The organism is Infirmifilum sp. NZ (assembly GCF_022693705.1).
Lineage (GTDB): Archaea > Thermoproteota > Thermoprotei > Thermofilales > Thermofilaceae > Thermofilum.
In genome coordinates this window covers 936,694-960,631 of sequence record NZ_CP094288.1, presented here as the reverse complement: position 1 = coordinate 960,631, position 23,938 = coordinate 936,694, and the positions used below count along the sequence as shown (strand labels likewise).

Here is a 23,938-nt window from a genome sequence, read left to right as displayed (position 1 = left end):
TTGAAGATCAAATCGTGGAGGGATCTCCCTCTAGGGGGGATAATACCCGAGCCGAAAACGAGCCTCTATAACAAGACCGGGAACTGGCGGGCGATGAAGCCGGTCCTGGACAACGGCAAGTGCATAAAGTGCTTGCTGTGCTGGATTCACTGCCCGGAGCCAGCCATACTGAGAGGGGACGACGACTCCGTTCAGATAGATTACGATTACTGTAAGGGGTGCGGGATATGCGCGAACGTTTGCCCGGTTCACGCGATAGAGATGAGGCTTGAGGTGTAAAGCATGAGAGGTAAGCTTGTTGGGATGAACGGCGATAGAGCGGTAGCTTACGCCGTGAAGCAGGCAGAGGTAGACGTCATATCAGCCTACCCAATTACGCCGCAGACAATAATTGTTGAAACTCTTGCGGAGTACGTGAACAACGGCGAGTTAGACGCGGCTTTTATTCCCGTGGAGAGCGAGCACACAGCTTTATCTGCAGCTGTGGGGGCGTCGCTAGCTGGTGCAAGGGTCTTCACCGCCACATCCAGTCAGGGGCTAGCGCTAATGTACGAGATCCTATGGATAGCAGCGGGTCTCAGAACGACGATTGTGATGGCGATGGGCAACCGCGCCTTATCACCCAATATAAACATCCACTGCTCTCACGATGATGCTTACGCGGCGCGCGACACTGGCTGGTTGCAGTTCTTCGCGGAAAACGTTCAGGAAGCCTACGATCTGACGCTGGTGTCGTTCAGAATCTCTGAGGATCGGAGGGTTCTCTTCCCCAGCATTGTGAACCTTGATGGCTTCATCTTGACTCATGCTCTTGAGGGGCTATACGTGCTTGAAGACTCTGACGTGAAGGCGTTCCTGCCAAAGAAAGAGCCTGTGAACCCCATCGACCCGGACAAACCTGCTACCTATGGGCCTCTGGACCTCTTCGACTGGTACATGGAGCACAAGCGTAATCAGTTTGAGTCTCTAGAGTCGGTGAGGCCAGTTATAAGGGAGGTCTTTGAGGAGTACGGCGAACTAACCGGTAGGAGGTATGCGCCGGTCAAAACATTCAACGTCGAAGGGTCAGACGTGGTTCTCATGGTCCTGGGTAGCTCTGCTGGCACTGTGAGGTACGCTATCAGGAGGCTCGCCGAGAGGGGAAAGAAGGTGGGGGTAGTGAGCCTGACACAGTACAGACCGTTCCCAGCCAGGGAGCTCCGTGAAGCTCTGAGAGGGGCCTCGGTGGTCGCGGTTATGGATCGTAGTGTCAGCTTTGGTAGCCCTGGAGCACAGCTGTTCATGGACGTGTCTGCGTCGCTTGTTAACTCTAAAGCGAAGCCGCTATTGTACAACGTTATATATGGTCTTGGCGGTAGGGACCTCACGCCGGCGCACGTTGAAAGGATCGTCGAGATCTCGGAGGCCGTTTTAAAGAAGGGTGAAGCTCCGGAAAGCCCTATATGGGTGGGGTTGAGAGGTGAGGAGTAGTGAGTGAGGCGAGGTTCATTAGGACTTTAAAGGAAATTCCAAGAGCAGAGTACTTTGCTCCAGGTCATAGGCTGTGCGCTGGATGCGGCATACCTCAGGTAGTCAGGATGGCTTTAAAAGCCGTGCCGGATCCCAAGGTGGTTGTTAACGCCACGGGATGCCTGGAGGTCGCTACCACTATATTCCCCTATACAAGCTGGGGGGTTCCATGGGTCCACGTAGCCTTTGAGAACTCGGCGGCAGTAGCCAGTGGCATTGAATCTGCGTTTAAGATTCTAAGTAAGAAGTACGGCAAGAAGAAGCCTAAAGTCATTGTCTTCGCCGGCGACGGCGGTACGTTCGATATAGGATTCCAGGCTTTGAGCGGTGCACTCGAGAGGGGGCATGACCTCATATACATATGCTACGACAACGAGGCCTACATGAACACTGGGATCCAGAGGAGCGGGGCAACACCCAAGGGAGCCCACACCACCACCAGCCCCTCTGGGAAAGTGATACCCGGGAAGCTTGAGAGGAAGAAGAACCTCATTGAGATAGCGATCGCGCACGGGGTCCCATATGCCGCCACGATGAACCCAGCCTTTCCAGTCGACATGTACAACAAGCTCGTTAAGGCCGCTTCCTTCAGCGGTCCCGTAGTGCTACACTACTTCAGCCCGTGTCCAACTGGCTGGTACTTTGACCCCTCAAGGAGTATCGAGGTCGCAAGGCTGGCCGTCCAGACGCGGATATGGCCGCTCTACGAGTACGAGAATGGCAAGATAAGGATCACAGTTCCCGTGAAGGAACCGAAACCCATAGAGGACTATTTCAAGCTTCAGGGTAGGTTCCGACATCTGCTAGAGCCGCAGAACAGGTGGCTCCTCGAGGAAATCAAGAGAGACATCGAGGAGAACTGGAACCGCCTGGTTAAGCTTGCCTCCCAATCCTAAAACACTATTTTTTTAAAGCTTTCTCTTAAACTACTTCTCACGAGGAAAGTGGAGGAGAACATACACGCGATCTTCCGTGAGGCGTGCCCCAACTGCGGTGGTCCTATAACCGACACCAGGTTGAACCAAAGGCTACCCTGCCACGTTTGTCTCCCCTCTTCAAAGAGCCCCCGTGGACTCGAGGAGCCAGTAGACTTAGAAAGCTACAGGAGCTTTCTGGCCTCAGTTGTAAGGCTCTTGAAGGAAACGGAAAAAACCAAAAGGCTGGGTGATGTGCTTAGAATTGAGGAGGAGCTCTCAGAGTTCACCTCATTCTTCGAAAAGGCCTTAGCCAGCAAACCTTGGTCTGCGCAGGTGACCTGGGCCAGGAGAGTGATTAAAGGATCAAGCTTCGCTGTCCTTGCCCCAACGGGTGTCGGTAAAACCGTTTTCGGCATGATCATGGCCCTTTACATGGCCTCCAAAGGCCGACGCGCTTACCTTATCCTCCCCACAACAACCTTGCTGAACCAGGTCTACAAGAAGACCCTCCTGTTCTCAGATCGCGTTGGAGTGAACAAGGACTCTATAGTCACCTATCACTCGGGGCTCTCCCAAAAGGAGCGCGAAGAGGCACTTGAGAGGATAGCAAGGGGAGAGTTCTCACTGCTCTTATCAACCTCAAACTTCCTATCGCACCACTTTGACAAGCTCTCCTCTATGAGTTTCGACTTCATATTTGTAGACGACGTCGACTCGGTTCTGAGGTCATCTAAAAACATAGAGAGAATACTGACTCTACTCGGCTTTTCCCAGGAAGAGATCTCAACGGCGTTCGAGATCGTGATGCTTAAGGGAAAGCTCGCATACTCTCAGCGCAACAGGAAACAGAGTGAAGAAGTGACAAAAGAGCTGGAAGAGCTGCAGAGGAAGCTAAGCACGATGCTAGCGAGTAAGGGGAGAAGGGGCATTTTGGTGGTATCTACAGCTACAGGTAGGGCGCGGGGAGTTAGGGTGAAACTGTTCCGTGAGCTTCTAGGATTTGAGGTGGGTACGAGGAGCGAGCAGCTGAGGAATGTACTAGATGTTTACGCATTAGTTATAGATGGAAAACCTACCGAGAGCGCTTTAGAAATAATCACGAAGTTGGGCTCAGGGGGCCTAGTGTTTTTCCCGATGGGAACACCGGAGGAGGAGCTCGCGAGCGTCGCGTCGGAGCTTCGGTCGCGTGGGATAAGAGCGGAGTACGTTTACCGCAGAGTGAAAAAAGGTGTATTGGAGCAGTTCAGCGAAGGGGGGTTAGACGTCATCATAGGGATAGCGAGCTACTACGGTTTGCTCGTCAGGGGTCTCGATCTTCCCCATGTTGTAAAGTATGCGGTGTTCGTTGGTGTTCCCAGGTTCAAGTTCAGATTAAAGCCAGAAGAGTTAACACCATCTAGGCTTCTTCAGCTGGCTTCAAACATATCGCAGATCTCAGAGAAGGGCGACAGAGCCGAGATAGATAGGCTCATAGCCAGCGTGAGGAACAGGTTGCTTCAGCTGGACGCTAACCAGTATAGGCAGGTGCAGGAGCTCTACGCCCGCGGCGATGCGAGCGGCAGGTTCTCGACCCTTGTCCGGAGCCTCCTTAGATTGAGATCTATCGTGGAGAAGTATCTTTCGGATAGAGAGGTTCTGGAGAGGCTGTCTGCTGAAACGGCGGTGAAGCTTGTAGAGGAGAACGGAGAGCTATACGTGCTCATACCCGACATCTTCACGTATGTGCAGGCTTCAGGTAGAACGTCGAGACTATACGCCGGCGGGATCTCGAAGGGGTTATCGATAGTTGTCGAGCAAGACCAGGTTCTCCTGGAGAAATTCATGAGATCTATGAGGTTTTATTCAGGGGATTCTCAATGGAGAAGGATCGACGAGATTAATCTTGAGGAGGTTATCCAAGAGATTTCAAAGGAAAGAGATTTCATTCGTAGGGTCCTTGCAGGGGATGTTTCCGGGGCTGTGACCAAAGACCTCGTGAAGTCTACCCTCGTCGTCGTCGAGTCTCCTACTAAGGCGAGAACCATCGCATCGTTCTTCGGTAAGCCTACTAAGCGTAAGTTTAACGGCATAATATCTTACGAAACGTCAACTGGAGACAGGATTCTGCAGATTGTGGCATCCCAGGGTCACGTATTTGACCTCATCACGTCGGCGGAGTTCTTTTTCAGAGGCTTCGGCGACAATAAGTACGGAGTTCTTGTTAATGCGGAGAGAAAAGCGTTCGTCCCAGTGTTCACCTCCATTAAGCGGTGCCTGGACTGCGGGCGTCAGTTCACAGACTTCAAAGCTGACGGTAACACGTACAACTTTAAGGGCAAGGGGTCCAGCACTAGGGTGTGCCCCTACTGCGGCAGCCAGCGGGTTTTAGACAAGCTAGACATCGTGAGAAGCTTGCAAGAGCTAGCGTCGGAAGTGGACGAAGTGCTCTTGGCCACGGACCCGGATACCGAGGGTGAGAAGATAGCGTGGGACGTGTACCTGGTGCTGAAACCGTTTACACGCGTTTTAAAACGCATAGAATTCCACGAGGTTACCCGTAGGGCCTTCGAGGAAGCGCTGAGAAGCCCCCGAGAAATAAACATGAACCTTGTAGAGTCCCAGCTTGTTCGCCGCATCGAGGACAGGTGGCTTGGCTTTGCTTTAAGCAAGAAGCTTCACGAGAAGTATGGGTCGCGCTGGCTGTCGGCCGGTAGAGTGCAGACGCCGGTCTTAGGGTGGATAATCCAGAGGTACCGTGATTCGTTAAGAAGCATAAAGCCCGTCTTCCGGGTCACGCTTGAGAACGACGTCTACCTAATAGTCGAGGATGTCCAGCTAAACGGTAAGCGCCCGAGCGTTATTGCGAAGGAGCTTCAAGGGAGCGAAGTTACGGTGGAGAAGAAGGCGGCTGTAGAGAAGCTACTGAACCCGCCGCCCCCCTACACCACGGACGCCATGCTTAGAGATGCCAATGAAGTTCTCGGGATGAATGCCGACGTGGCGATGAGGATCGCGCAGCAGCTCTTCGAGAGCGGTCTGATAACCTACCATAGAACGGATAGCACCAGGGTTTCAGATGCAGGTTTGCAGGTAGCGAGAACCTACCTATCGGAGAAGTTTGGGGCAGAGTTCTTTGTCCCGCGCCGATGGGGGACTGAGGGGGCGCACGAGTGTATTCGACCGACAAGACCCTTAGACGCGGAGACGCTTTCGACCATGATACAGCAGGGTATACTGCAGCTACCCATCCCTCTGACAAGGCAGCACTTTGCGCTCTACCGACTAATATTTGCCAGGTTTATGGCGAGCCAGATGCCTCCTGCTAGGGTGATAGAAGAAACCGTAGAGGTCTCGTCGGCGTACTTCGTAAAGACGTACGGTTTTGTGTCAGAGGTCTTGGAGGAAGGCTTCCTGAAGATGCTTCCCTTACGGCAGAACTTCAGGCTGAGCCCTGGAAAATACAGGATTGTCAGCGTAGACTACAGGAGAAGACCCACTGTGCCGCTTTACTCTCAGGCCGATGTAATCGCGTTGATGAAGGAGAGGAACATCGGGAGGCCTTCAACCTACGCGGAGATAATCAAGAAGCTTTTCATCAGAAACTACGTCATCGAAGTTAAGGGAGGAAAGCTCGTGCCGACTAAACTTGGAATAAGCGTTTACACGAGTTTGAATGAAAGCTTCGGGGACCTTGTGTCAGAGGAGACTACCAAGAAGGTTTTGGAGAAAATGGACGAGGTGGAAAACGGCTTAAGAGACTATAGAGAGATTCTCTACGAGTTCTACAACGATCTCATGCGCATCGAGAGCACGCCCCTGAAGGTCTGAAAGGAGGGGGTCTACTTGAGGAGAGCTCTTTACATCGGGCGTTTTCAGCCATTCCATCTAGGCCACTATAAAGCAATAGAGTGGATACTCTCCCGCGAGGATGAAGTGATAGTCGGGATAGGTAGCGCTCAGACAAGCTTCGAGCCAAGGAACCCCTTCACCGCCGGGGAAAGGGCGCTCATGATCTGGAGCACCCTCAGGGGTTCAGGCATGATCGAAAGGGTTATAGTCACCATGATTCCAGACACGATTTCGGAGCACTCCAGGTGGGTGTGCAACGTAAGGACGTTTTCCCCTAGCTTTCAAGTAGCTTACACGAACGACGAGCTCTCACGGATGTTGCTGGAGGCGTCGGGGATTCCTGTGGAAGAAATACCCTTTTTCGAGAGGGAGAAGTACTCCGGGACGAGGATAAGGCAGCTTATGGCTCAGCGGAACCCAGCATGGCGCGCCCTCGTTCCGGTGCAGACAGCTGAGGTCATCGACGCAATCAAAGGAGAAGAAAGAGTTCATAGGCTTTACAAGCTGGCTGGCCTGGTATAGCTCGAAAGCGGTTGAATGTGGGAAAGCGGGTCGACCTGAAAGTGCGGCCGCCGGGATTTGAACCCGGGATCTGCGGCGTGGAAGGCCGCCATCCTTCCAGACTAGACCACGGCCGCTACTATGATCCCTACTTTGTCTCAATATTTATTCTTTCTCCTCCCTAGATTTGCCCGCTAAAGAGTTAAACTATGTATTCTCGGTGCACACATACTCCCCCTTTGGAACTCTCTTTGAGATTTTCTGGAGCTTTGGCTCCCTGCGGTTTAAAGTGAGTTGAGCAGGGGATAGGTAATGAGACGATACATGTGGGTGTAACAGACTGTCATGGCTCGTGTAGCTCCTCTGCGCAATCAGAGGCAGACCGTCTCTGTACCTTCTCAGGTTCAGGAGCAGACACAAGCACTTAGCTTCTTTATGCGAAAATTCTTAAATAGCACCTTGCAGATTAATTTAATTAATGCCTACGGCTTATGTTCTGATAAACTGTGATATTGGTAAAGAGCGCGCGGTGATAGAGGAGCTGAAAAAGGTGCCAGGTGTAGTTGAGGCAAACCTCCTCTACGGTGTCTACGATATAATCGTGAAGATTGCAGGTAGCGATGAAAAAGAGATACGGGAGGTTATCCTCACCAGAATACGCATGCTGCCGGGGGTTAAAAGAACATTAACAATGCCTGTTGTTGAAGTATAGCTACTGCTAATCTACTCTTCAGAGCCGGCTCTAAGCCGACTGGCACTACACAGTTTGCGGTAACTTGCGAATAAGGGGCTCTATCTTTGAGCCTGTACGGAAATTTTTTATAGTAGTTTAACACCCCCTCCTCGAATCAGCCCCCATTATATTTCAATCCCTAAACAGCCGTTATGCACATGAAGTGCGAGGTCTGCGGCGGAGAGGTTGTCTTGGACCCGAGGGGCTACTACGTTTGCTCCCAGTGCGGCCTTGTGGTCGAGATAAGCCTGGACTCCACGGTTCCCGAGCATGAAATAGTTACACACAGGAGGTCTCGCAGCGAGGATTTTCACCTGGAAAGGCTGAACCTCATCATTACAGGCCAACTCGAGGACTACAGGCTCTGGAGAATTCTCAGCAAGGTCTCGAGCGCTCTCAACCTCAGTCCCGATGCGAGAAAAAGGATCCTGGAGGATTATAAGCGCTTCACCATCTTCCTTAGTAGACAGAAAGATGCGGGATTTAGGAAGACCGCTATCCTGGCGCTTTTGCTCTACCTGGAGTCAAAGAGGCGCAACCCGTCGGTGAACCTGCGAGACTTCGTTAAGACGCTTCGCGCTCAGGGTTTAAAGCTGAGGGTTCGAGACGTGCTTCACCTCTTACCCTTCGCCCGACAGTTTGGGCTAATCTCCAGCGAGTGGGATGCCGACCTCGACGGCTTGATGGGAAACATCGCTGACCCAAACCTGCGGGAAGTTGTCAAAAAGCATGCAAAACTAATACTTTCCCGCATCAGGAGGTACGCTGTGGGGAGGAGTAGGAGGAACGTTGCCGCCGCAGTAGCCGTTATAGTGCTACGAAAGCTTGGCGTGGAAAGAGACCTCTACTACTTCGCGAAGTCGCTCCGCGTGCCCTACTCGTCGCTGCGCAGCAACGTGGATTTTGTTACATCAGTGCTGCTCGAAGTAGGTCTCGAGAAGTACCTCGGCTAATCTCTTGAAAAACGGTGTGCACGGGATAGCGCAGACGAATCCTTTCCAGTGCCCGTAGACAACCCAGCCCGCGTTAAGTCTGCACTCTCTTATGGCCACAAGCGACAGGAGATCCTCCTCCCCCTCCACGGCAACTCTCGCTCTGCCTTCAGCGGGCGTTAACCTAACAGCCTGGCTCACCGCGCTGTAGCACTCAGGGGTTATCGTTCCAGGGCTGTTCCTGCACTTATACTCAGCCTCGATCCCGGGTCCCCCCAGTTCCACTCTACGGCGAGTCTTTCCGTCAACTATCGCCACATTAGTGTACGCGTAGGTCCCGAAGTTGCTGGAAACGACGTCGCCGACTGTGATTATAAAGGGCTTACCGCCCATCCCCACCATCCTGCTCAGATTAAACAGCGTTCTCACGGAATCAGGAGGGTCTTCAAATATCATGAACCCCCAACCGTACGCGAGCATCGCTCGCCCCTCTTCACGAAGCACGAGCACGCGCTGAGGCTGCACACCCACCTCGTAGCAATTGTGCTTTTTAGCTTTTCCCGAAACTCAGGTACACGTTGCCGCACCAAGCGCAATACCCGGTAAGCGGTCCGCGGGCCGAGCAGGGATGATGAGGAGTTAAGAGGGCGATGTGAGCAGAAAATGAGAAGTTCACATGTACTGCTCGACCACTAGCTTACACTCCCCCGGTCCAGTTTGCAGCAAGATTAGCTGTGAGTTGAGCACGAGAATAAACGAGGGAAAACTTAAAAAGAGCCGTGCCAAGTACAAATCTGAGTAGCTGAGGCCCGGGTGGTGTAGCCTGGTTAACACGCCGGCCTGTGGAGCCGGTGAACCCGAGTTCAAATCTCGGCCCGGGCCCCTCCAGTCGAAAGCTTGATATTGCCTCGAATAATGAGCGGGAGGAAGGCATGCTGTGTCCGAGTGTTGGAGGAACTTAAAGCAACTCCACCTGCGTAAGCGTCTAGGGCAGCATATATTGGTGGATGAGCGGTACATAGAGCTGTTTACCGACGCGGTGGGCGAAGCGCGAGTAGTGTATGAGATAGGTTGCGGGCTAGGTAGCTTAACCTTGAAGCTAGCAAAACGAGTGGAGTACGTTTTTTGTAGCGAAATAGACCCTAACATGGTGTTTCTCCTAAAAGAGTGTGTAAAAGAGGTAGGTAACGCCGACATAGTTTTATCAGACGCCACCAAACTCGCGCTGAGTAGGAGCAGGCACGTTGTGGTGTCCAACACTCCATTTAACTTATCGTCAGAGATAGTGCTCTTGTTATGCAGGGATGAGGCCCTGGAGTACGCTATTCTCGGTGTGCAGCGGGAAGTCGGGGAGAGGTTGCTGGCTCAGCCAATGTCGAGGAATTACGGCAGGCTCTCGATTGTGGCGCAACTGTGCTTCAGCATCGATGAGCTGTTTATAATCCCGAGCCGAGCCTACGTTCCAAGGCCCAAGGTGGAAACAATGGTGGTTAGGATGGTTCCAACCAGGATGTTTCCCCCAAGCTTCCTAGAGCACCTTGAAGCGTTTACTCAAAAAGTATTTCCTTACAGGAGGAAAAAGCTTCAAACAGGGCTGTCGATAGGTTTGGGCATCAGCAAGGAGCAGGCGCGGGAGATACTCTCACAGGCGGGAATAGACCCTGATAAAAGGGTTTATGAGACCTCTCCCTGGGATTTTGTCAAAATCGTTAAGCACCTATCCTTTCAATCCTAGCGCCTTCAGCTCCTCAGGTGCGAAAGTGCGGCCAGCCTCTGTCCTAGGCAGGTAGGCGCCACCCGCGAATGTGTAACCGCACTTTTTGCACGACCATATGCCGACGCTAATTCTTTTGAGAGTGCCAACGCTCTGGCAACGTGGGCACCTGTGCTTGGCCTTCATCTTGTGCTCGATGGCTGCGACTTTCTTCCTAAGCGTGGATCCATAGCGGGCTCCGAACCTGCCAGCCCTTCCGACCACTTTCGTGTGCTTACCCATAGCTTAAACACCACACGCCGAATCCTATCTCTCAATAAATTCTTTATGCTCTTCCTTTTCTCTCTTCGCGAGTTCCGTGACTTTTCCCATGATCCCTACATTGGCTTTAGGATGCCATGGGACTCGCGCCCGGCTCATCCACCTCTTCACTTATCCGAGGCCCCATGTCGGGTGTTCATGGGCTCCGCGTCTTCGGCCTGCCCTGCCAGCTTGCTTGGGTCTGCGGCGGGGCTTTGCCCGGCGTCTCGGCAGCCGCCCCATCACGCAGTCCCAGACCTCGGCGCATATCTCGACTATCGCCGCTAAGCGCGAGAGGGGGTTATGAGCCACGTAAGCTGTGCTCGACTAGGCCACGCCAATGCTTCGCGCTCGGAGATAATCTGTGCCAGCGCTGGACAAGAAGGAAAGATTGAGGTAAGCATAAGTGGGGACCGGAAAAAGAGATGCTACTTATGCAGACTGTTGAACCGGTAAAGGCGGAAGCAATGGAAACAGTTTCTTTGCTGCCTCCAGAGCTAGGTCTCTGGCTTTGAGCAGTTCGCTCGGCTTCAAGGAACCTTCGCCGCTCTTTTGAATAGCGCATATTTTCCCGTCCTCTGTTATGCTGAATGTAATCTTCGTGTCACTGGCTATTTCCTCCTCCAGCGACGGGTCGACAACAAGGTACTCTCCTATCTTAGCAACCGTTACGAACACGACTCTGCTTTTTACAGGTAACGGGATCTTTTCGTCGAGAATGGATATTCTCCCGTTCTCGACATTGGTCTTTGGGATCTTTGCATTGAGAAGAGCACTCATCGCGGCTAAACCTGCAGCGTCGAGTATGTTCCCGGCGTGGTCCAAGGGATAAATATCTATGAATACGGACCAAACCTTAGAGCCCGGTATTATCGCCAGCTTTGATAGCTCTATCACTCCCGCGCTTCTAAGCCCTCTGTCAATAACTCTTGCCAGCTCAATGTCTTCTTCTCCCGGGGGCCCAGGCTCGAAGAGGGGTGAAGCAAGTGGTGAAAGTTCAGCGTTGACTATCAACACTCCCTCATCAGGAGTATCGCTAAAGGGATTCCCTATGCTCAACTTCACTCCGGCTATGACTTTCGTGTCGCCAAGCCTGGCTATAGAGGAACCTTCAGCCTTGGTAATCACGCCGTTTTCTAGGCTCAATTGTCTAATCTCCTCGGGTTTTCGGCCGTCAAGCCGCACCCCTTTCCTAAGCGAAGCTACCAGCAGCTCTTTTTTAACAACCGGCAGAATCCTCAGCCTTGAAACAGCATCACTCATCTTTCCCCACCTCTAGTCTTACAGCCTCATATTTACTTTTAAGCGCCTTAACCTGCTCTTCGTAGATTCTCTTGATCGCTCTCGAGGCCATGGCCACAGCCTGCTCAACCTCCTGCGGGCTGTATACACCATCGGCCTGTATGAGGGTAATTTCTCCCACTTTCGGCATCATAGCGATAGGCATATCGCCGTCACCGTACTGATCCTCGAGGCCGTTGATGTCGAGCACGAGGATGTCGCCGATTTTTCCAACAGCAATAGCCGCGACAAGATCTCTCATAGCTATCCCGGCGTCAGCCAGCGCCACTGAAGCAGCAATAATGCTGGCTGTCCTCGTGCCGCCGTCAGCCTCCAATACGTTGATGAAAACATCAATCGCGGTCCTTGGATACTCATTGAGGAAAATTGCCGGTGCAAGAGCCTCGCGAATGACCTTTGAAAGCTCTATCTCGCGGCGCGTAGGTTGAGGGCTCTTCCTATCCGCGACGCTGAAGGGTAACATCGCGTACCTGCACCTCAGAAGAGCCCTATCGCTCAGCGCCTCATGTCTAGGTGTGACCTCTCGAGGGCCGTAGACGGCGGCAACAACCTTGTTGTTTCCTAGTTCCACGTATGCGGAGCCGTCCGCATTTTTTAAAACACCGGTTTCAACCCTCAGCGGCCGCATCTCATCTGGTAAGCGACCATCCGTCCTCCTACCGTTCTCGTCGATCAGTTTCACATTTTTCGCCTTTGTCATTCTCTCAACCTCGACTCTATAAACTCCCTGATTCTATCTGTGAGACCGGTTATATGGGCTTCTGCCTCGATCTTCTTTATTGCAAGCACAGCTATCTCCTCTTTTAAGGGATCATCGCCGACGACCACTATCCTGCCATTCTGGCCGACGATGAGCCTTACTCCTAGCATTTCCTCGATTAGCGACACCATGGATCCCTTCCTTCCGATTATCCTGGCAACCTTCTGAGGGCTTATCTCCACGAGGGAGCCCTTGGGTATCTTTCCAAGTTTGGATTCCTTGATGCTGATGACAGGGTCCTTTGTGTAATCGAAAGATACCACCTTTGCAAGGATAAGATCACCCTCGTCAAGTATCTTGGCCAGCTCGTTTCTAGATATGTTAACTGGTTTTGACGTAACCTCGCTAACGGGGAGGATGGCCTCATAGGGAGAGTTTATGTCGACGATCCAGTTAGTGAGTCCCACCTCGACGACCTTCCCGACGACTCTGTGCCCTTCAACTGGAATATATTTGCCCTTGAGTGGAATGACCCTCACAATTTTGCGGTCTGGATCGATGTAAACAACGCCGAGGACCTTGGAGAAAAACTTCTTGTTGACGCGGTACACGTGGCCTTCTATGCTGAATTTACCCTGCTCGCCGATGGGGTCCCCCGGGATGACAATTTGCCTGTCTTTCACGTACAAGGTCATCTGCTCACACCTGCTCTGTTCGTAGCAACCTAACCTCTCCCTGGCCTCTCGTGAGGCTTGCGACTAGCTCCATGAGAGATGATTGCATCCCGGCAGGTATCTCGAGCTCAGCATTCAGCGAGCCGTCGGAGGAGTAGCTTTCCCGCAGGATTTTGCCGAATTTGGAAAGCGCGCTGTGGGCTTTCCCTACGTAGGGTGCCGGGATGTTAACAGCCATTATTGCTCTTGCCACCTTTAGCGGCAGGATCATTCGCAGGGCTTTTATTACGTCATTCACCTGCACTTCGACTGGTTTAAAGGGGTCGATGCTCACCTTTGCTTCCTCGAGCGCGAGTTCAATTCTCTTGGGGGGAATAGGGGTGTTCGTCCTGGGGTCAATCGTGTTACGCGACAGGAACTCAATTATCTGGCGCCTCTTCGACTCGATGAGCTCGCGGCGCTGTTCGGCTGTCAGCAGGAGCTCTCCTTTCTTTATAATAGTCTCAGCTATCGCGTAGGGATCCAAAGTACCGAAAACCCTCTTGAGGTCAACTTCTGAAGCCTTTAGCCCTTGTTTCGCGTCGGAGTAAATGAATTCTCCCTCGACAACCTCCCTAACGTTGATCTTTTCGCCGTTTTTCAGCGCCCAGGCCTTCTCGGCGTCGACGAATATTTCAAACCTCTTTCCACCTTTCTCGAGCCTCGCAATGCTTAGTTTCTTCTTCGACATAACGGCCTCAAAAAAGCAAAAGCAGGGTTTGTAAATAAATACTTGTGTGCCTAAAGCTTTGCGATGAGGGCGCTTACCTCGCTTGGGCTGAATATCTTGAAGCTTTTCTCGTATATGTCTATTTTGGCTAGCTCTATGTTCTCGGCCGTGAAGCCCTCCTCCATGGCCTCCCTCAGACCCCGCAGTGCAAGTAGCACTGCCTCGTCTATCTTCATATCTTCGTGGTACTCCTTTGTGAAGAGATCCAGCGCCTTCTGGGCACCTGCTCCTATAGCCCTAGCTTTACATCTCAAGTAGGTTCCACCGGGATCTGTTTGGATGAGATGCGGCCCCTTCCTATCGATGCCTGCAAAGAGAAAAGCTACGCCAAAAGGTCTAACGCCGCCGTGCTGGGTGTACACCTGCTTGATGTCGCAGATGCGTTTTACAAGAAGCTCTATGGGTACGGGTTCGCCGTAAACCAAGCGGTGGGTTTGAGCGTAGACGCGGGCCTGGTCAATTAGGACGCGGGCGTCCCCGAATAGCCCAGCGAAAGCCACGCCGACGTGATCGTCTATCTTCTTTATCTTCTCGGTGCCCTCTACAAGGGGGGATGCGCTACGCTTCTCGACCGCCAGCACGACACCGTCGGAGGCCTTGACCCCGAGAGCCGTCATCCCCCTCTTCACCGCTTCGTATGCGTACTCGACCTGGTAGAGCCTGCCCTCGGGGCTGAATATCGTTATAGCCCTGTCATACCCAGCCATGGGTGCTGCTGGGAACATCCAATCACCCACCTTTTAACGGAGAGGCCCTTAATAACATTGTTGCCTCTCCTCGAGCCTCATCAGCGAGATGAAAAAGCCAGGGGTGTCGTTGTACACGGGGTCGAACACGGTCCCCTCTATCCCCAGTAAAGGTTTACGCAGAAGAAGAGGAGGGTTAATCCTGAGTGGCCTAAAACCTAATTTCATCGAGAAAAGCACATTCATCTCGTTCTCGTGCGGTGTTAGAGTACAGGTGGTGTAGAGTAGTAGCCCCCCTTTCCTTAGAACCTTAGCAGCCTCGGTAATGAACTGACGCTGGTACTCTGCAAGCCTGTGAACGTCAGCACTATCCCTCGTGTAGCGCAGCTTCGGCCTCACACCTAGAGTGGTACAAGGGGGGTCCAGTATAACGGCATCAACACTACCTGTGTCTAGGACGTCCGTGATGTACCGGGAGTCGTATTGAATTGTTTTAACGGATTTGAGCCCCATTCGGGCCGCGTTCTCATCAATGACCCTAACCTTCCTAGCCGACCTGTCCACAGCGATAACCTCCCCCTTATCCTCCATGAGGATAGCTGCGTGGGTCGCTTTCCCGCCTGGAGAAGCGCACATATCCAATACTCTCCAACCAGGCTCGGGATTCAGAAGCCTAACCGCAACCATGCTTGGCAGGCTCTGATGGTACACTAAGCCCTCCTTATGCAGTGGATGTTCCCGCAGCGAAGGAGCTTTAAACACGGAATTCAACACCCTCACCGCGATCCCCCGTCTTTCCCTGAATATCTCATCGGGGCTTATCTCTAGGACCCCAGACGCAACTGGTTGCCCGCTCGGGGTCACCACCGTGACGAAATCGCCTTTTTCAGCTCCTATAACCCTCTGGACTCCCGGCGCGTAAACGTTTGCCCCGACGTAAACGCTCTCGGCAGTGTTCCAATCTACCACCACTCTCCCCCTGTATAAATGGACACTGTTGGGTCCTGTGACTCGCGCGTAGATAGCTTCTCTAACAGCTGGATGCATGTGGACTTCGTAGCCCTCCTCTCTCAGCCTCGACACAACCTCCACAGGATCCGCTTTCAGGAGGTTCACGCGGAAAAAGTACCGAGAACCTGGACGACGAAGAGCCTCCTCTAACGCATCGATGTAAGCAGGGTCATAAAACCTCGAAAGATACCTTCTCATCCCCTCGCGTATCAACCTTTCCTGCGCAGACACGAAGCCCAACAGAGAGCGTCCTTATAAACCGCTACGACGTCAGAGGTACTCCTGATCGTCACCCCTCTGTCGGCGTTTTTTCATCATCAATCATAGGGGTGTAGCAGATGCACTTATGCTTTTACATTATGCATGCTTTGAAATAGATCGTATGACAGGGAGCGTTGACTAGTCTAGGTATAGGTCGAGACCGCTCAGGGTGCGCTCGTGTGGAACCTCGACTTCTTCATCGGCGGAAAGTTGCTTTTTGATTGCTTTTGCGAGTGCTTTTCCGATTCCAGGAACTCTGGCCAGTTGCTCCTCGGAAGCTGCGACCAGGTCTATTAGAGATCTGTAGCCGTGGCTGTAGAGGCTTCGAGCCCTCACACGCCCAATACCTTTAAGGGATACGAGCTCTAGAAGCTCTTCCTTGACTCCGTGCTCGATTCGCTTGCTGAGCACACCGAGGTTGACGGAGTGGGCGCTGTATCCCGAAAGTCTAGCTATTTCTGCGAGAGCAAAAGCGATCCACTGAGCTGTGAGCGTGATGGAGTATATGTCGCCCGGCCCCACATCGTACCTGTCCACAATCACATCTTCTGGAACCTCGTTTATCCAGTCCTCGAGGAGTAAAGCGGTCTTAAACTGCTGGAGGAAAAACTCATACTCAACCTCGTCGTCCGGGGTCTCGAAGCCCAGCTCCCCGGCCTTCGCCTTTAACTTTTCCTCCAGCCACTCCTCGTCTCCACGCCTTACGTGGACGGTCTGGGCGTCGGGGGTCCTCGAAATAAGGAACAGGTACGCTATAGCGCTAGCGCTTTCTCGTGCCTTAAAGAACTCGAGACCTTGAACTGCTGTCAATGGGTCGATGTAGAGCTCAGCTACCCTTATACCGAGCTGAGTGGGAACGATGTTCTCTCCGTTTATCTCCAAAAAGCCGGCGCTGGCGAGCCTCTTGAGGACGAGCTTAGCCCGCTCGACTATGTAAAAGTAGTCCTTGTTCTGATGCGAATAAAAGGAACTAGTGAGGAACCTCTCAAGCTGGGAGATGTTCCTGACCTGATCTGAGGTAGCTATAATTGACAGAATGTGAGAACGAAGAATCGGCTCCGAGGAAAGCTGCGACTGCAACCTCTCAGGCTTCGCGTTTATGTACTCATTGAACAAGAACTCCAGCTCCTGCAGGGAACGTGCAATGAGAATTGCCTCGCCCTCCTCGTCATAGCGGGGCCTCCCCGCGCGACCTGCCATCTGCTTGTACTCCATGACCGGTATTTTCTCGTAGTAGCCCATCTCCACGTTAAACCTTCTATAGTCGGTTATCACCACTCGTCTCGCAGGGAGATTTACACCTGCGGCAAGGGTGGGGGTCGCTACCACAACCTTGATTAAGCGATCCCTAAAGAGTTTCTCAACAACGCTTCTAGCCTCCGATCCAAGCCCGGCGTGGTGGAATGCGACGCCCCTCGGCAGCAAGGCTAGAAGTTCGAGAGTCACCTTGTCGGCGTAAATCGATTTAAGTTTAGCTATAACATCCCGAACAGCGCGGGACTCTTGGGGCTTCATGAACTTGAGGGTTACAGCGGCCAGCTTCTTCGCGTCGCTAACTGCCGATCGGCGGGTAGGGCTAAACACGAGCATCTGACCTTCGTCTCTAAGGGTGTCGTGCGCCAAGTCGTACAACGGGCTTCCGCGATCTTCAAGGGATACGGAAGAACCATCGCTGTAGAACACTTCACCGTTGTAGTACACACCTTCCTTGAGTGGTACAGGCCTCCAATCCACCCTCACAGGCTTAGCCTGCAACCACTCCGCGAGCTCCTCGAGGTTTCCGATCGTCGCGCTGAGGCCGAGTAACTGCGGCTTCCTAGGCATGAGCTTCACTCTCGTAAGAAAAACCTCGAGCGTCGCTCCACGTCTGTCAGAACCGAGAAGGTGTATTTCATCCGCCACTATTAGGGTGAGTCTGTCGAACCACTTGGCCTTGTGGCGTAGGAGGCTGTCGGCCTTCTCGTTTGTGGTCACTATAACGTCGTACTTCTCGAGCCACGGGTCGTCGCTGTCGAAGTCTCCTGTGCTTATCGCCGTCTTGTAACCGAATGCGCCGAAAAACGTGCTGAACTCGTCGTATTTCTCAGAAGCTAAAGCCCGCAAAGGAGCCATATAGAGCGCTTTCCCACCTTTCGTTAGCGCCTTCAACATGGCTAGCTCGGCCACGAGTGTTTTACCGGAAGCTGTTGGTGCGGATAGGACAATGTCCTGGCCGTCCAGGACCCCGCTTTTTATAGCCTCTACCTGCGTGGGGTAGAGCTGGGTTAAGCCTAGCCTCTTAACTAAGGTTTCTACGATGCTCTGTGGGAAGTACTCCAGGAGTAGGTCTAGTTGAGCGCTCATTTCCTAGCTTCCCGTCAAAGGTTAACGGGCTTAATACATCCTTTTCTAGGCTCCATCAACTCTCCACTTTCAGTGAATTTCTCGATAACCTCTTTGGCAAAGCGTTCATCGATCCCTTTCGCCGCCACCTCTTTCATCACGTCTTCGATGCTTACGCATTCACCGTTGTTCTCCCTAACAAGGAACTTTATCGTGTCTAGGACAGCTATGAGCTTCTCCCTTTGAGACTTAGGTTGACCGGTCATGATCGTGTCGATGTCTATCGTGCGCGTCGTTGTGTCGATGCCAACGTTTCTCAGGAAGTATTCCATCAGTTCTATTGCTACGTCCGCGTCTTCGCTGGTGACGATAGTCCTGAGATGAAGCCTAGCCCTCGCCTCAGCCAGTCGTATTAGGGCCTCCAGCTGCCTCGGAGTTATGGCGATTGGGGAGTTCGGGTCCTCGCTCCTCGCCCTCATCGCAACATAGTAGTCTACAATCTTCTGCTTGGCTTCCGGCGATAGCTTCGGCCTGACGTTTTTCCGGGCATAGGCTATGTACTTCTTCAGCAGATCCGCTGGGATCGTCTTGCTGAGTAAATCAGGGTAAGTTTCACCGTGGAAGTCCACGACGTACTGGGCGAGCTCCTTGTCTCTCTCTCGGTCGGGGACATCCTTTATAACGAATATCAGATCGAATCTCGAGAGGATGGTTACTGGCAGGTCTATGTTCTCGGATATGTTCCTTCCAGGCAGGTATCTCCCAAACACGGGGTTTGCGGCTGCTAGGATGGAGGCGCGGGCATTGAGGGTCGCTACAATACCTGCTTTTGCAATGCTCACGGTTTGCTGCTCCATTGCTTCGTGAATGCTAACCCGGTCCCTAGCTTCCATCTTGTCGAACTCATCTATACAAGCTACGCCGCCGTCCGCTAGAACCAGGGCACCAGCTTCGAGGTAGAATTCCCCAGAGTTCTTCTCACGGACAACCGCAGCGGTAAGACCGGCTGCCGAAGCCCCCTTACCGGACGTGTATATTCCTCTGGGGGCTAGGCCGGCAACATACCTGAGGAGCTGGCTCTTAGCGGTTCCAGGGTCGCCTATCAAGAGAACGTGTATGTCGCCCCTGACCCTTACGCCGTCGGGGTAGATTTTGGGCACGCCGCCAAACAGCAGTAGTGCAATTGCTCTTTTGATCTCTTTATAACCGTATATGGATGGGGCTATGGAGTTGAGCACGAGCTCCTCTATATCGCTCCTCCTGGACAGCTCAAGGATTTTTTTCTCGTCCTCGGGTGTAATCTCGACGTCTAAACTTTCCTTCGTTGCAACCTCAATGTAATTTGCCTCGATGTATGAGTGGAAGATTGGAGGAGTACTTTTTAGGAGCTTTTTGTCCTCCTCTACTCTCACGAATCCGATGACCGTGGCTCTGTCGCCTGGACGCACGATATCGGCAAGGTCTTCACGAACCACTACCTCGATGGATCTGGGTAGCTGACCCGGAGGAAGCTCCTCGGGCTTCTCCTGTAGCACAAACTTCTGGATGTCCGCAAAGGTACTCTTCTCCACCTCTAGGACAAACCCCTGGGATTTTCTTCCCTCCTCCTCGCACCTTGGGCAAACAGACGGTTTCGTGAACCCCTCTGGCTCCTGCTTAACAGAGACTTCGAAGCCACACGTCTTGCACTTAAAAACACCCTCTATCAGCTCCTGCTTAACTGGAGAGATTTTCGTGACGATCCCCTCTACGGCTAGGAACTTCCCCAGGTGTTTAGCCCGTATATCCCTTATCTTGACGTGAAGGTTCTCGGGCAGACCTCTTACTCTAACATGGAAGTTTTTAACCCGCTGTGCATACTCTGCGTTTTCGATGGCCATGACCTCGTACACGGCCTTCGAAGCCGCCTCGAGAAAAGTTGCGGGCGTTTCTATCAATGCGTCAGCGAGGGTTTTATCGTAGCTCAGTATATCCTCGAAGTCCACGACGAGCGAGATGCTGTTCTCGGCGCTCATCCGCCTGATGAGCTCTCGATACTTCTCACGGCCATCTGCGCTCCTGAAGTCCTTGAAAAACTCTATTATCTGCTCAACGAGGGGGATGCTTTGGACTACAACCTGCGCTCCCATGTCTAAGCAACCCCTACGAGCTTTCTCATCGATTCAACCCAGGAGTTTATCGCGTTGCAAAGCTGCGCGTAGAGGACTTGTTCCTCGAGCGTCATGTTTTTCATCTTCTCTCTTTCGGGATGCTGGCTCGCCAGCGCTAGCCTCACAATCTTCTTCAGCCTGAGACTCAGGAGATCCGAGAACAGGATCCTCACGGACTTCAATTCCGCCTCTTTAGCCCGGTTCCCCCTTTCGACCTCGCTTTTAAGGTAAGAAACATATAACCTCAGCTTTAGGTAGAAGCCTTCCTCCAATGGCAGTAACCCCTCGGACTTCTCCTCGTTCCAGCACACCTTCTTCATGTTCTGGACCTCAGACATGGATTCGAAATCTATCTGGGCTATGCCCTTGGAGATCAGCTCCATCGCGTAGACGTAGGGTAACCTCGTTTTTGCACCTTGCTTAAGCTTAAGCTCTAACCCGGCTATGTTCTCCGTGCTATCCTTGATCACCACCAACGGCACTTCTACATTCGAGTAGAAGAGGGTCTCAGCAAGCTCCGCGACAATCACGGTATATGCTTCAGCATCCACTCCTATCAATTTTTCACTCTGAAAACACCGAAAGTAAAATGTAGTTATACTGTAGTAAAACTGTATTACCGAGTGGCAAGCTTCCTTGCCTCACGCTCTGTTTCCCGCAGGAGAACTATGTCCCCAACTCTCACAGGCCCTCGAACGTTTCTGGTGAGAATCCTGCCCTTGTCTCTGCCTTCGAGCACGCGCACTCTGACCTGTGTCACTTCTCCGGTCACGCCCGTCCTTCCAATGATCTGCACAACCTCTGCAGGAGTAGCGTCGCTCCACTTATCAGCCATGTTTTTCCCAGAATCCCACTTGTAGCACGCCGCTTTTAAAATTTACTATAGAGAGCAGGTAGAAAAACCTTAGGCTGATACCTTCAGCTTGTTAACCTCCTGTGCTATCTCGTCCACCAGCCCTTTAGCCTCCCCGGGTTCTATTATCGCCGCTGCGGAAGCAGCCACGTTGATGCCAGCAGCCTTGCCAAGCCTTTCCTTCGACGGTACGTAGACATAAGGTATCTTCTTTTCCTCACACAGTAGTGGCAGGTGTGCAACAATTTCCGGTGGATCCACGTCCTCTGCAATTAGGACGAGCACTGCTTGCCCGCGCTCGACGGCTTTCGTTGTTTCATTAACACCTTTCCTTATCTTCCCCCCCTTCTCTCTTGCAGTTGAAAGAGCCTGGTATGCTTTCTCGGCTAATTCGGGCGGTACTTCAAACTTCACGTAAAACGGCTTTTTCGACATATCGCTCACCGATCGCTCATCTTTTCGCCACCACTAGCTCTCCCCCAGCTTATAAGTTTTTTGATTTTTTTTCTAGGTGACAGAAACTGCTCTCGCAGAACCCTCGATTCAAGCAGCTCCCTGCATCGAGTCAACCCGAATGCGGCAAAACTATATAAAGCCGCGAGGAAACCCTTCCTAGATGATGAGTTTGCCGAGTGCCTAGCGGTGACGAGCCATTCATGAACTGAATTTTTAAGTGATTCTAAGGGAATTCTATCTCGCTGGCCAGCTTCAGCTTGAACTTGAGGAGTTTTCTAAGGTATTCCTTCTCATTTTCTGTTAGATCGCTAGAGTACTTCTCCAGCAGAAGGTTAATCTCGTCTACGGGTATATCGGTATAGAGGTAGTCTCCCTCATCTACCTGCCTGCCCACCATGGCCTTGCTCCTAATTGATATGGCAACCTCGGCGCCCTCTTCAGCCGACTCCAACACCCGGTCATGCTCTCTTATCTGCATCACGTCGCCTATTTCTCTACCATCCCTTGTGATCAACCTAACGCCGGGTCTTAGCCTGCCAGCAACGACGCGAACGCCTACTATTATGGGATCCCTTCGCCTGAAGACGTATCCCGGAAGTATTTGGACGACCGCGGGTGGAGTGATTTTTTCGAAGAGCTTTTTCTTTTCAAGCTGTCTCTGCTCAAGGTGCCATTTCATGTAGTCCTCCACCAGTCTGTAAATTATGCGCTCTGTGAAAATCGGAACACCTTTCTGCGCCGCCTCCTCGCGAGCCTCCGGGGAAACCTTGACATTGAAAGCGAGTATCGCAGCTAAGGCCGGGTCAAGGCTTTTAACGAAGCTGGCCTCAACAACATCTCTCTTGGCGACAGGGCCGACATCGGCAAGCCTGACCGGTATGTTGTTCTTCTTCAAGTACCCAACGAGAGCCTCGAGTGTCCCCAGGGTGTCTGCCTTCACGACAACCCCTGCGATGTCTCTTTGAAACCTCGTGGCCTGAACCTCCTCCTGAACCTCTTTGACAGCCTGGCTCACACTCTCCTCGTTCGGAACAACTATCAAGGGAGCACCCGGAACACTGGCGTCAAGCCCCTCCGCCACAACCTTAACTCCTGCCGCGGCGAATACTTTGTCGACCTCAAGAAAGCGGTCCTCGGGTGAGCGCATCTCGTCGAGAGGCTTTGGCATCAGAAGGAGCCTCACGCGGGTAATTATGGGTTTCTCGAGACCCCCAACGACCACAAGATCTCCCTTCTTCAGCACTCCATCGTACACTATCACTGTGGCAGTTGTCCCCAAACCAACCTCCTCTTTGAGCTCCAGGACGACGCCACGGGCGGGAGCCACCTTTGCGATTAGCCTCTTTATGAGGAAGCGTTGCGACAACCCTGCCAAAACCAGCAGGAGGTCGGGAAGTCCCTCACCGGTCAAGGCACTTACGGGAACGAGCGCCAGCACTTTGGTGAAATCCTTTATCCTGTCGTACCTGTCTGCGCGGAACCCTATAGACCTGAACTGCTCAATGATGTACGAGAGGTTCTCCTCGAGCCTCAAAACCGCGTTTTCATCCTGCAGCCTCACTGACTCTATGAAAGGCCTATCCGGGTTGCTCTTCCAGCCGGGTATCCTATCGATCTTGTTCACGGCGACGACGAAGGGAACGCGCTTGCTTCTGAGAATCTCAATAGACTCGAACGTTTGCGGCTCTAAACCCCTCTGAACGTCCACTACCAGGATAGCTATGTCCGCGATGCTTCCCCCCCGTGACCGCAGGTTGGAGAAGGCCTCGTGACCTGGTGTATCGATAACGAGAAAGCCGGGTATCTTTATCTCCACCCGTAGCTGGCTGAGGAGGGGGCCCGAGATCTCCTCGAGAGCCTTCCACGGAAGGAATGAAGCCCCTATGTGCTGTGTCATCGTTCCCGGTTCTCGCCTCGCGACAGCTGTGCCCCTGATCTTATCCAGGAGAGTAGTTTTTCCCGCATCTACATGTCCGAGTACGACAACAATAGGAGCCCTAATATAGCTGTCATGAGAAGCCTCCATTGCGAACCACGTTATATCCCGCGTAAGTTACAGCATTTTGAATCAGATAATCCCTACTGCGCGCTCTTTATAACCCACTTTGTCCTCCTCGGGTTCCTGTGTAGCTTCACAGCGCTTTTGAAGCACTTAGAAGAGCAGTACCTTTCCACAGTGCCGTCTAGTCGTACGTACATTAACCCCTCTCCAGGCTTGATAGGCCTCTTGCAGAAGTTGCAATACACCATCTTTGGCATAGCCAAGCACCTGACGCTCACACGCAACCATCAATATATTGTTTACGCGGTCATCAGGCGT

At 52.5% G+C, this 23,938-nt stretch carries 23 protein-coding genes and 2 tRNA genes; 9 read left to right on the top strand and 16 right to left on the bottom strand.

The window, feature by feature from the left end:
- The 5 genes from porD to MOV14_RS05180 are packed head-to-tail and all read left to right on the top strand — an operon-like array spanning nucleotide 1 to nucleotide 6,776.
- Complete coding sequence (gene porD, locus MOV14_RS05200; protein WP_442786701.1) at nucleotides 1-279, top strand: pyruvate synthase subunit PorD; 279 nt, start codon at nucleotides 1-3, stop codon at nucleotides 277-279.
- Between the two features lie 3 nt (nucleotides 280-282).
- Nucleotides 283-1,470, top strand: coding sequence for a pyruvate ferredoxin oxidoreductase (gene porA, locus MOV14_RS05195; protein ID WP_318536287.1), 1,188 nt, complete (start codon nucleotides 283-285; stop codon nucleotides 1,468-1,470).
- The gene (locus tag MOV14_RS05190) at nucleotides 1,470-2,405 is read left to right on the top strand and encodes a thiamine pyrophosphate-dependent enzyme (protein ID WP_318536286.1); all 936 of its coding nucleotides are present in this window, start codon (nucleotides 1,470-1,472) and stop codon (nucleotides 2,403-2,405) included. Before porA ends, MOV14_RS05190 begins: the two co-directional genes overlap by 1 nt.
- 48 nt (nucleotides 2,406-2,453) lie before the next feature.
- Complete coding sequence (rgy, locus tag MOV14_RS05185) at nucleotides 2,454-6,233, top strand: reverse gyrase (protein WP_318536285.1); 3,780 nt, start codon at nucleotides 2,454-2,456, stop codon at nucleotides 6,231-6,233.
- A gap of 15 nt (nucleotides 6,234-6,248) precedes the next feature.
- The gene (locus tag MOV14_RS05180) at nucleotides 6,249-6,776 is read left to right on the top strand and encodes a nicotinamide-nucleotide adenylyltransferase (protein ID WP_318536284.1); all 528 of its coding nucleotides are present in this window, start codon (nucleotides 6,249-6,251) and stop codon (nucleotides 6,774-6,776) included.
- A 42-nt stretch (nucleotides 6,777-6,818) separates the two neighbouring features.
- On the opposite strand, the gene MOV14_RS05175 is transcribed toward MOV14_RS05180, so the two are convergent.
- Nucleotides 6,819-6,892, bottom strand: a tRNA-Gly gene (locus tag MOV14_RS05175).
- 341 nt (nucleotides 6,893-7,233) lie between these two features.
- On the opposite strand from MOV14_RS05175, the gene MOV14_RS05170 reads away from it, so the two are divergent.
- Nucleotides 7,234-7,467 (top strand): Lrp/AsnC family transcriptional regulator, encoded by a 234-nt coding sequence (locus tag MOV14_RS05170; RefSeq protein ID WP_326403599.1) that lies wholly within the window; start codon nucleotides 7,234-7,236, stop codon nucleotides 7,465-7,467.
- A gap of 179 nt (nucleotides 7,468-7,646) precedes the next feature.
- On the top strand, nucleotides 7,647-8,441 hold the full coding sequence (locus MOV14_RS05165; protein ID WP_318536282.1) for a TFIIB-type zinc ribbon-containing protein: 795 nt from the start codon (nucleotides 7,647-7,649) through the stop codon (nucleotides 8,439-8,441).
- On the opposite strand, the gene MOV14_RS05160 is transcribed toward MOV14_RS05165, so the two are convergent.
- Nucleotides 8,400-8,945, bottom strand: a complete 546-nt coding sequence (locus MOV14_RS05160) for a GTP-dependent dephospho-CoA kinase family protein (protein ID WP_318536281.1) — start codon at nucleotides 8,943-8,945, stop codon at nucleotides 8,400-8,402. The two genes, MOV14_RS05165 and MOV14_RS05160, sit on opposite strands and share 42 nt — an antisense overlap.
- Nucleotides 8,946-9,227: 282 nt before the next feature.
- On the opposite strand from MOV14_RS05160, the gene MOV14_RS05155 reads away from it, so the two are divergent.
- Nucleotides 9,228-9,302: transfer RNA gene (locus tag MOV14_RS05155), tRNA-His, on the top strand.
- A gap of 55 nt (nucleotides 9,303-9,357) precedes the next feature.
- Nucleotides 9,358-10,155 (top strand): 16S rRNA (adenine(1518)-N(6)/adenine(1519)-N(6))-dimethyltransferase RsmA, encoded by a 798-nt coding sequence (gene rsmA, locus MOV14_RS05150; protein WP_326403598.1) that lies wholly within the window; start codon nucleotides 9,358-9,360, stop codon nucleotides 10,153-10,155.
- Here rsmA and MOV14_RS05145 read toward each other — a convergent pair.
- The 14 genes from MOV14_RS05145 to MOV14_RS05080 form a co-directional block, all read right to left on the bottom strand.
- Nucleotides 10,138-10,416 carry a 50S ribosomal protein L37ae gene (locus MOV14_RS05145; RefSeq protein ID WP_318536279.1) on the bottom strand — a complete coding sequence of 93 codons (279 nt, stop codon included), beginning with the start codon at nucleotides 10,414-10,416 and terminating at the stop codon, nucleotides 10,138-10,140. The two genes, rsmA and MOV14_RS05145, sit on opposite strands and share 18 nt — an antisense overlap.
- Before the next feature lie 450 nt (nucleotides 10,417-10,866).
- The gene (gene rrp42 / locus MOV14_RS05140) at nucleotides 10,867-11,697 is read right to left on the bottom strand and encodes an exosome complex protein Rrp42 (protein ID WP_318536278.1); all 831 of its coding nucleotides are present in this window, start codon (nucleotides 11,695-11,697) and stop codon (nucleotides 10,867-10,869) included.
- The gene (gene rrp41, locus MOV14_RS05135; protein ID WP_318536277.1) at nucleotides 11,690-12,436 is read right to left on the bottom strand and encodes an exosome complex exonuclease Rrp41; all 747 of its coding nucleotides are present in this window, start codon (nucleotides 12,434-12,436) and stop codon (nucleotides 11,690-11,692) included. The genes rrp42 and rrp41 overlap by 8 nt, the downstream gene beginning before the upstream one ends.
- Nucleotides 12,433-13,131 carry an exosome complex RNA-binding protein Rrp4 gene (gene rrp4 / locus MOV14_RS05130; protein ID WP_318536276.1) on the bottom strand — a complete coding sequence of 233 codons (699 nt, stop codon included), beginning with the start codon at nucleotides 13,129-13,131 and terminating at the stop codon, nucleotides 12,433-12,435. The genes rrp41 and rrp4 overlap by 4 nt, the downstream gene beginning before the upstream one ends.
- A gap of 4 nt (nucleotides 13,132-13,135) precedes the next feature.
- Nucleotides 13,136-13,840: a ribosome assembly factor SBDS gene (locus MOV14_RS05125; RefSeq protein WP_318536275.1), complete on the bottom strand. Its 705-nt coding sequence runs from the start codon at nucleotides 13,838-13,840 to the stop codon at nucleotides 13,136-13,138.
- Nucleotides 13,841-13,890: 50 nt separating this feature from the next.
- Nucleotides 13,891-14,604, bottom strand: coding sequence for an archaeal proteasome endopeptidase complex subunit alpha (psmA, locus tag MOV14_RS05120; RefSeq protein ID WP_318536274.1), 714 nt, complete (start codon nucleotides 14,602-14,604; stop codon nucleotides 13,891-13,893).
- 30 nt (nucleotides 14,605-14,634) lie between these two features.
- The gene (locus tag MOV14_RS05115; RefSeq protein WP_318536273.1) at nucleotides 14,635-15,807 is read right to left on the bottom strand and encodes a PUA domain-containing protein; all 1,173 of its coding nucleotides are present in this window, start codon (nucleotides 15,805-15,807) and stop codon (nucleotides 14,635-14,637) included.
- A 168-nt stretch (nucleotides 15,808-15,975) separates the two neighbouring features.
- Entirely contained in the window at nucleotides 15,976-18,180 is a 2,205-nt protein-coding gene (locus MOV14_RS05110) for a DEAD/DEAH box helicase (RefSeq protein WP_318536272.1), read from the bottom strand.
- A 14-nt stretch (nucleotides 18,181-18,194) separates the two neighbouring features.
- Nucleotides 18,195-20,288 carry a minichromosome maintenance protein MCM gene (mcm, locus tag MOV14_RS05105; RefSeq protein ID WP_318536271.1) on the bottom strand — a complete coding sequence of 698 codons (2,094 nt, stop codon included), beginning with the start codon at nucleotides 20,286-20,288 and terminating at the stop codon, nucleotides 18,195-18,197.
- Between the two features lie 2 nt (nucleotides 20,289-20,290).
- A complete protein-coding gene (locus MOV14_RS05100) occupies nucleotides 20,291-20,860 on the bottom strand; it encodes a hypothetical protein (RefSeq protein WP_326403762.1) in 570 nt (189 codons plus the stop codon).
- A 65-nt stretch (nucleotides 20,861-20,925) separates the two neighbouring features.
- Nucleotides 20,926-21,144 (bottom strand): 30S ribosomal protein S28e, encoded by a 219-nt coding sequence (locus MOV14_RS05095; RefSeq protein WP_052884948.1) that lies wholly within the window; start codon nucleotides 21,142-21,144, stop codon nucleotides 20,926-20,928.
- 69 nt (nucleotides 21,145-21,213) lie between these two features.
- Entirely contained in the window at nucleotides 21,214-21,597 is a 384-nt protein-coding gene (gene rpl7ae / locus MOV14_RS05090; protein ID WP_318536269.1) for a 50S ribosomal protein L7Ae, read from the bottom strand.
- Nucleotides 21,598-21,841: 244 nt separating this feature from the next.
- Nucleotides 21,842-23,644, bottom strand: a complete 1,803-nt coding sequence (infB, locus tag MOV14_RS05085) for a translation initiation factor IF-2 (RefSeq protein WP_318536268.1) — start codon at nucleotides 23,642-23,644, stop codon at nucleotides 21,842-21,844.
- A 53-nt stretch (nucleotides 23,645-23,697) separates the two neighbouring features.
- Nucleotides 23,698-23,877: a 50S ribosomal protein L24e gene (locus MOV14_RS05080; RefSeq protein ID WP_318536267.1), complete on the bottom strand. Its 180-nt coding sequence runs from the start codon at nucleotides 23,875-23,877 to the stop codon at nucleotides 23,698-23,700.
- Nucleotides 23,878-23,938 lie beyond the last annotated feature (61 nt).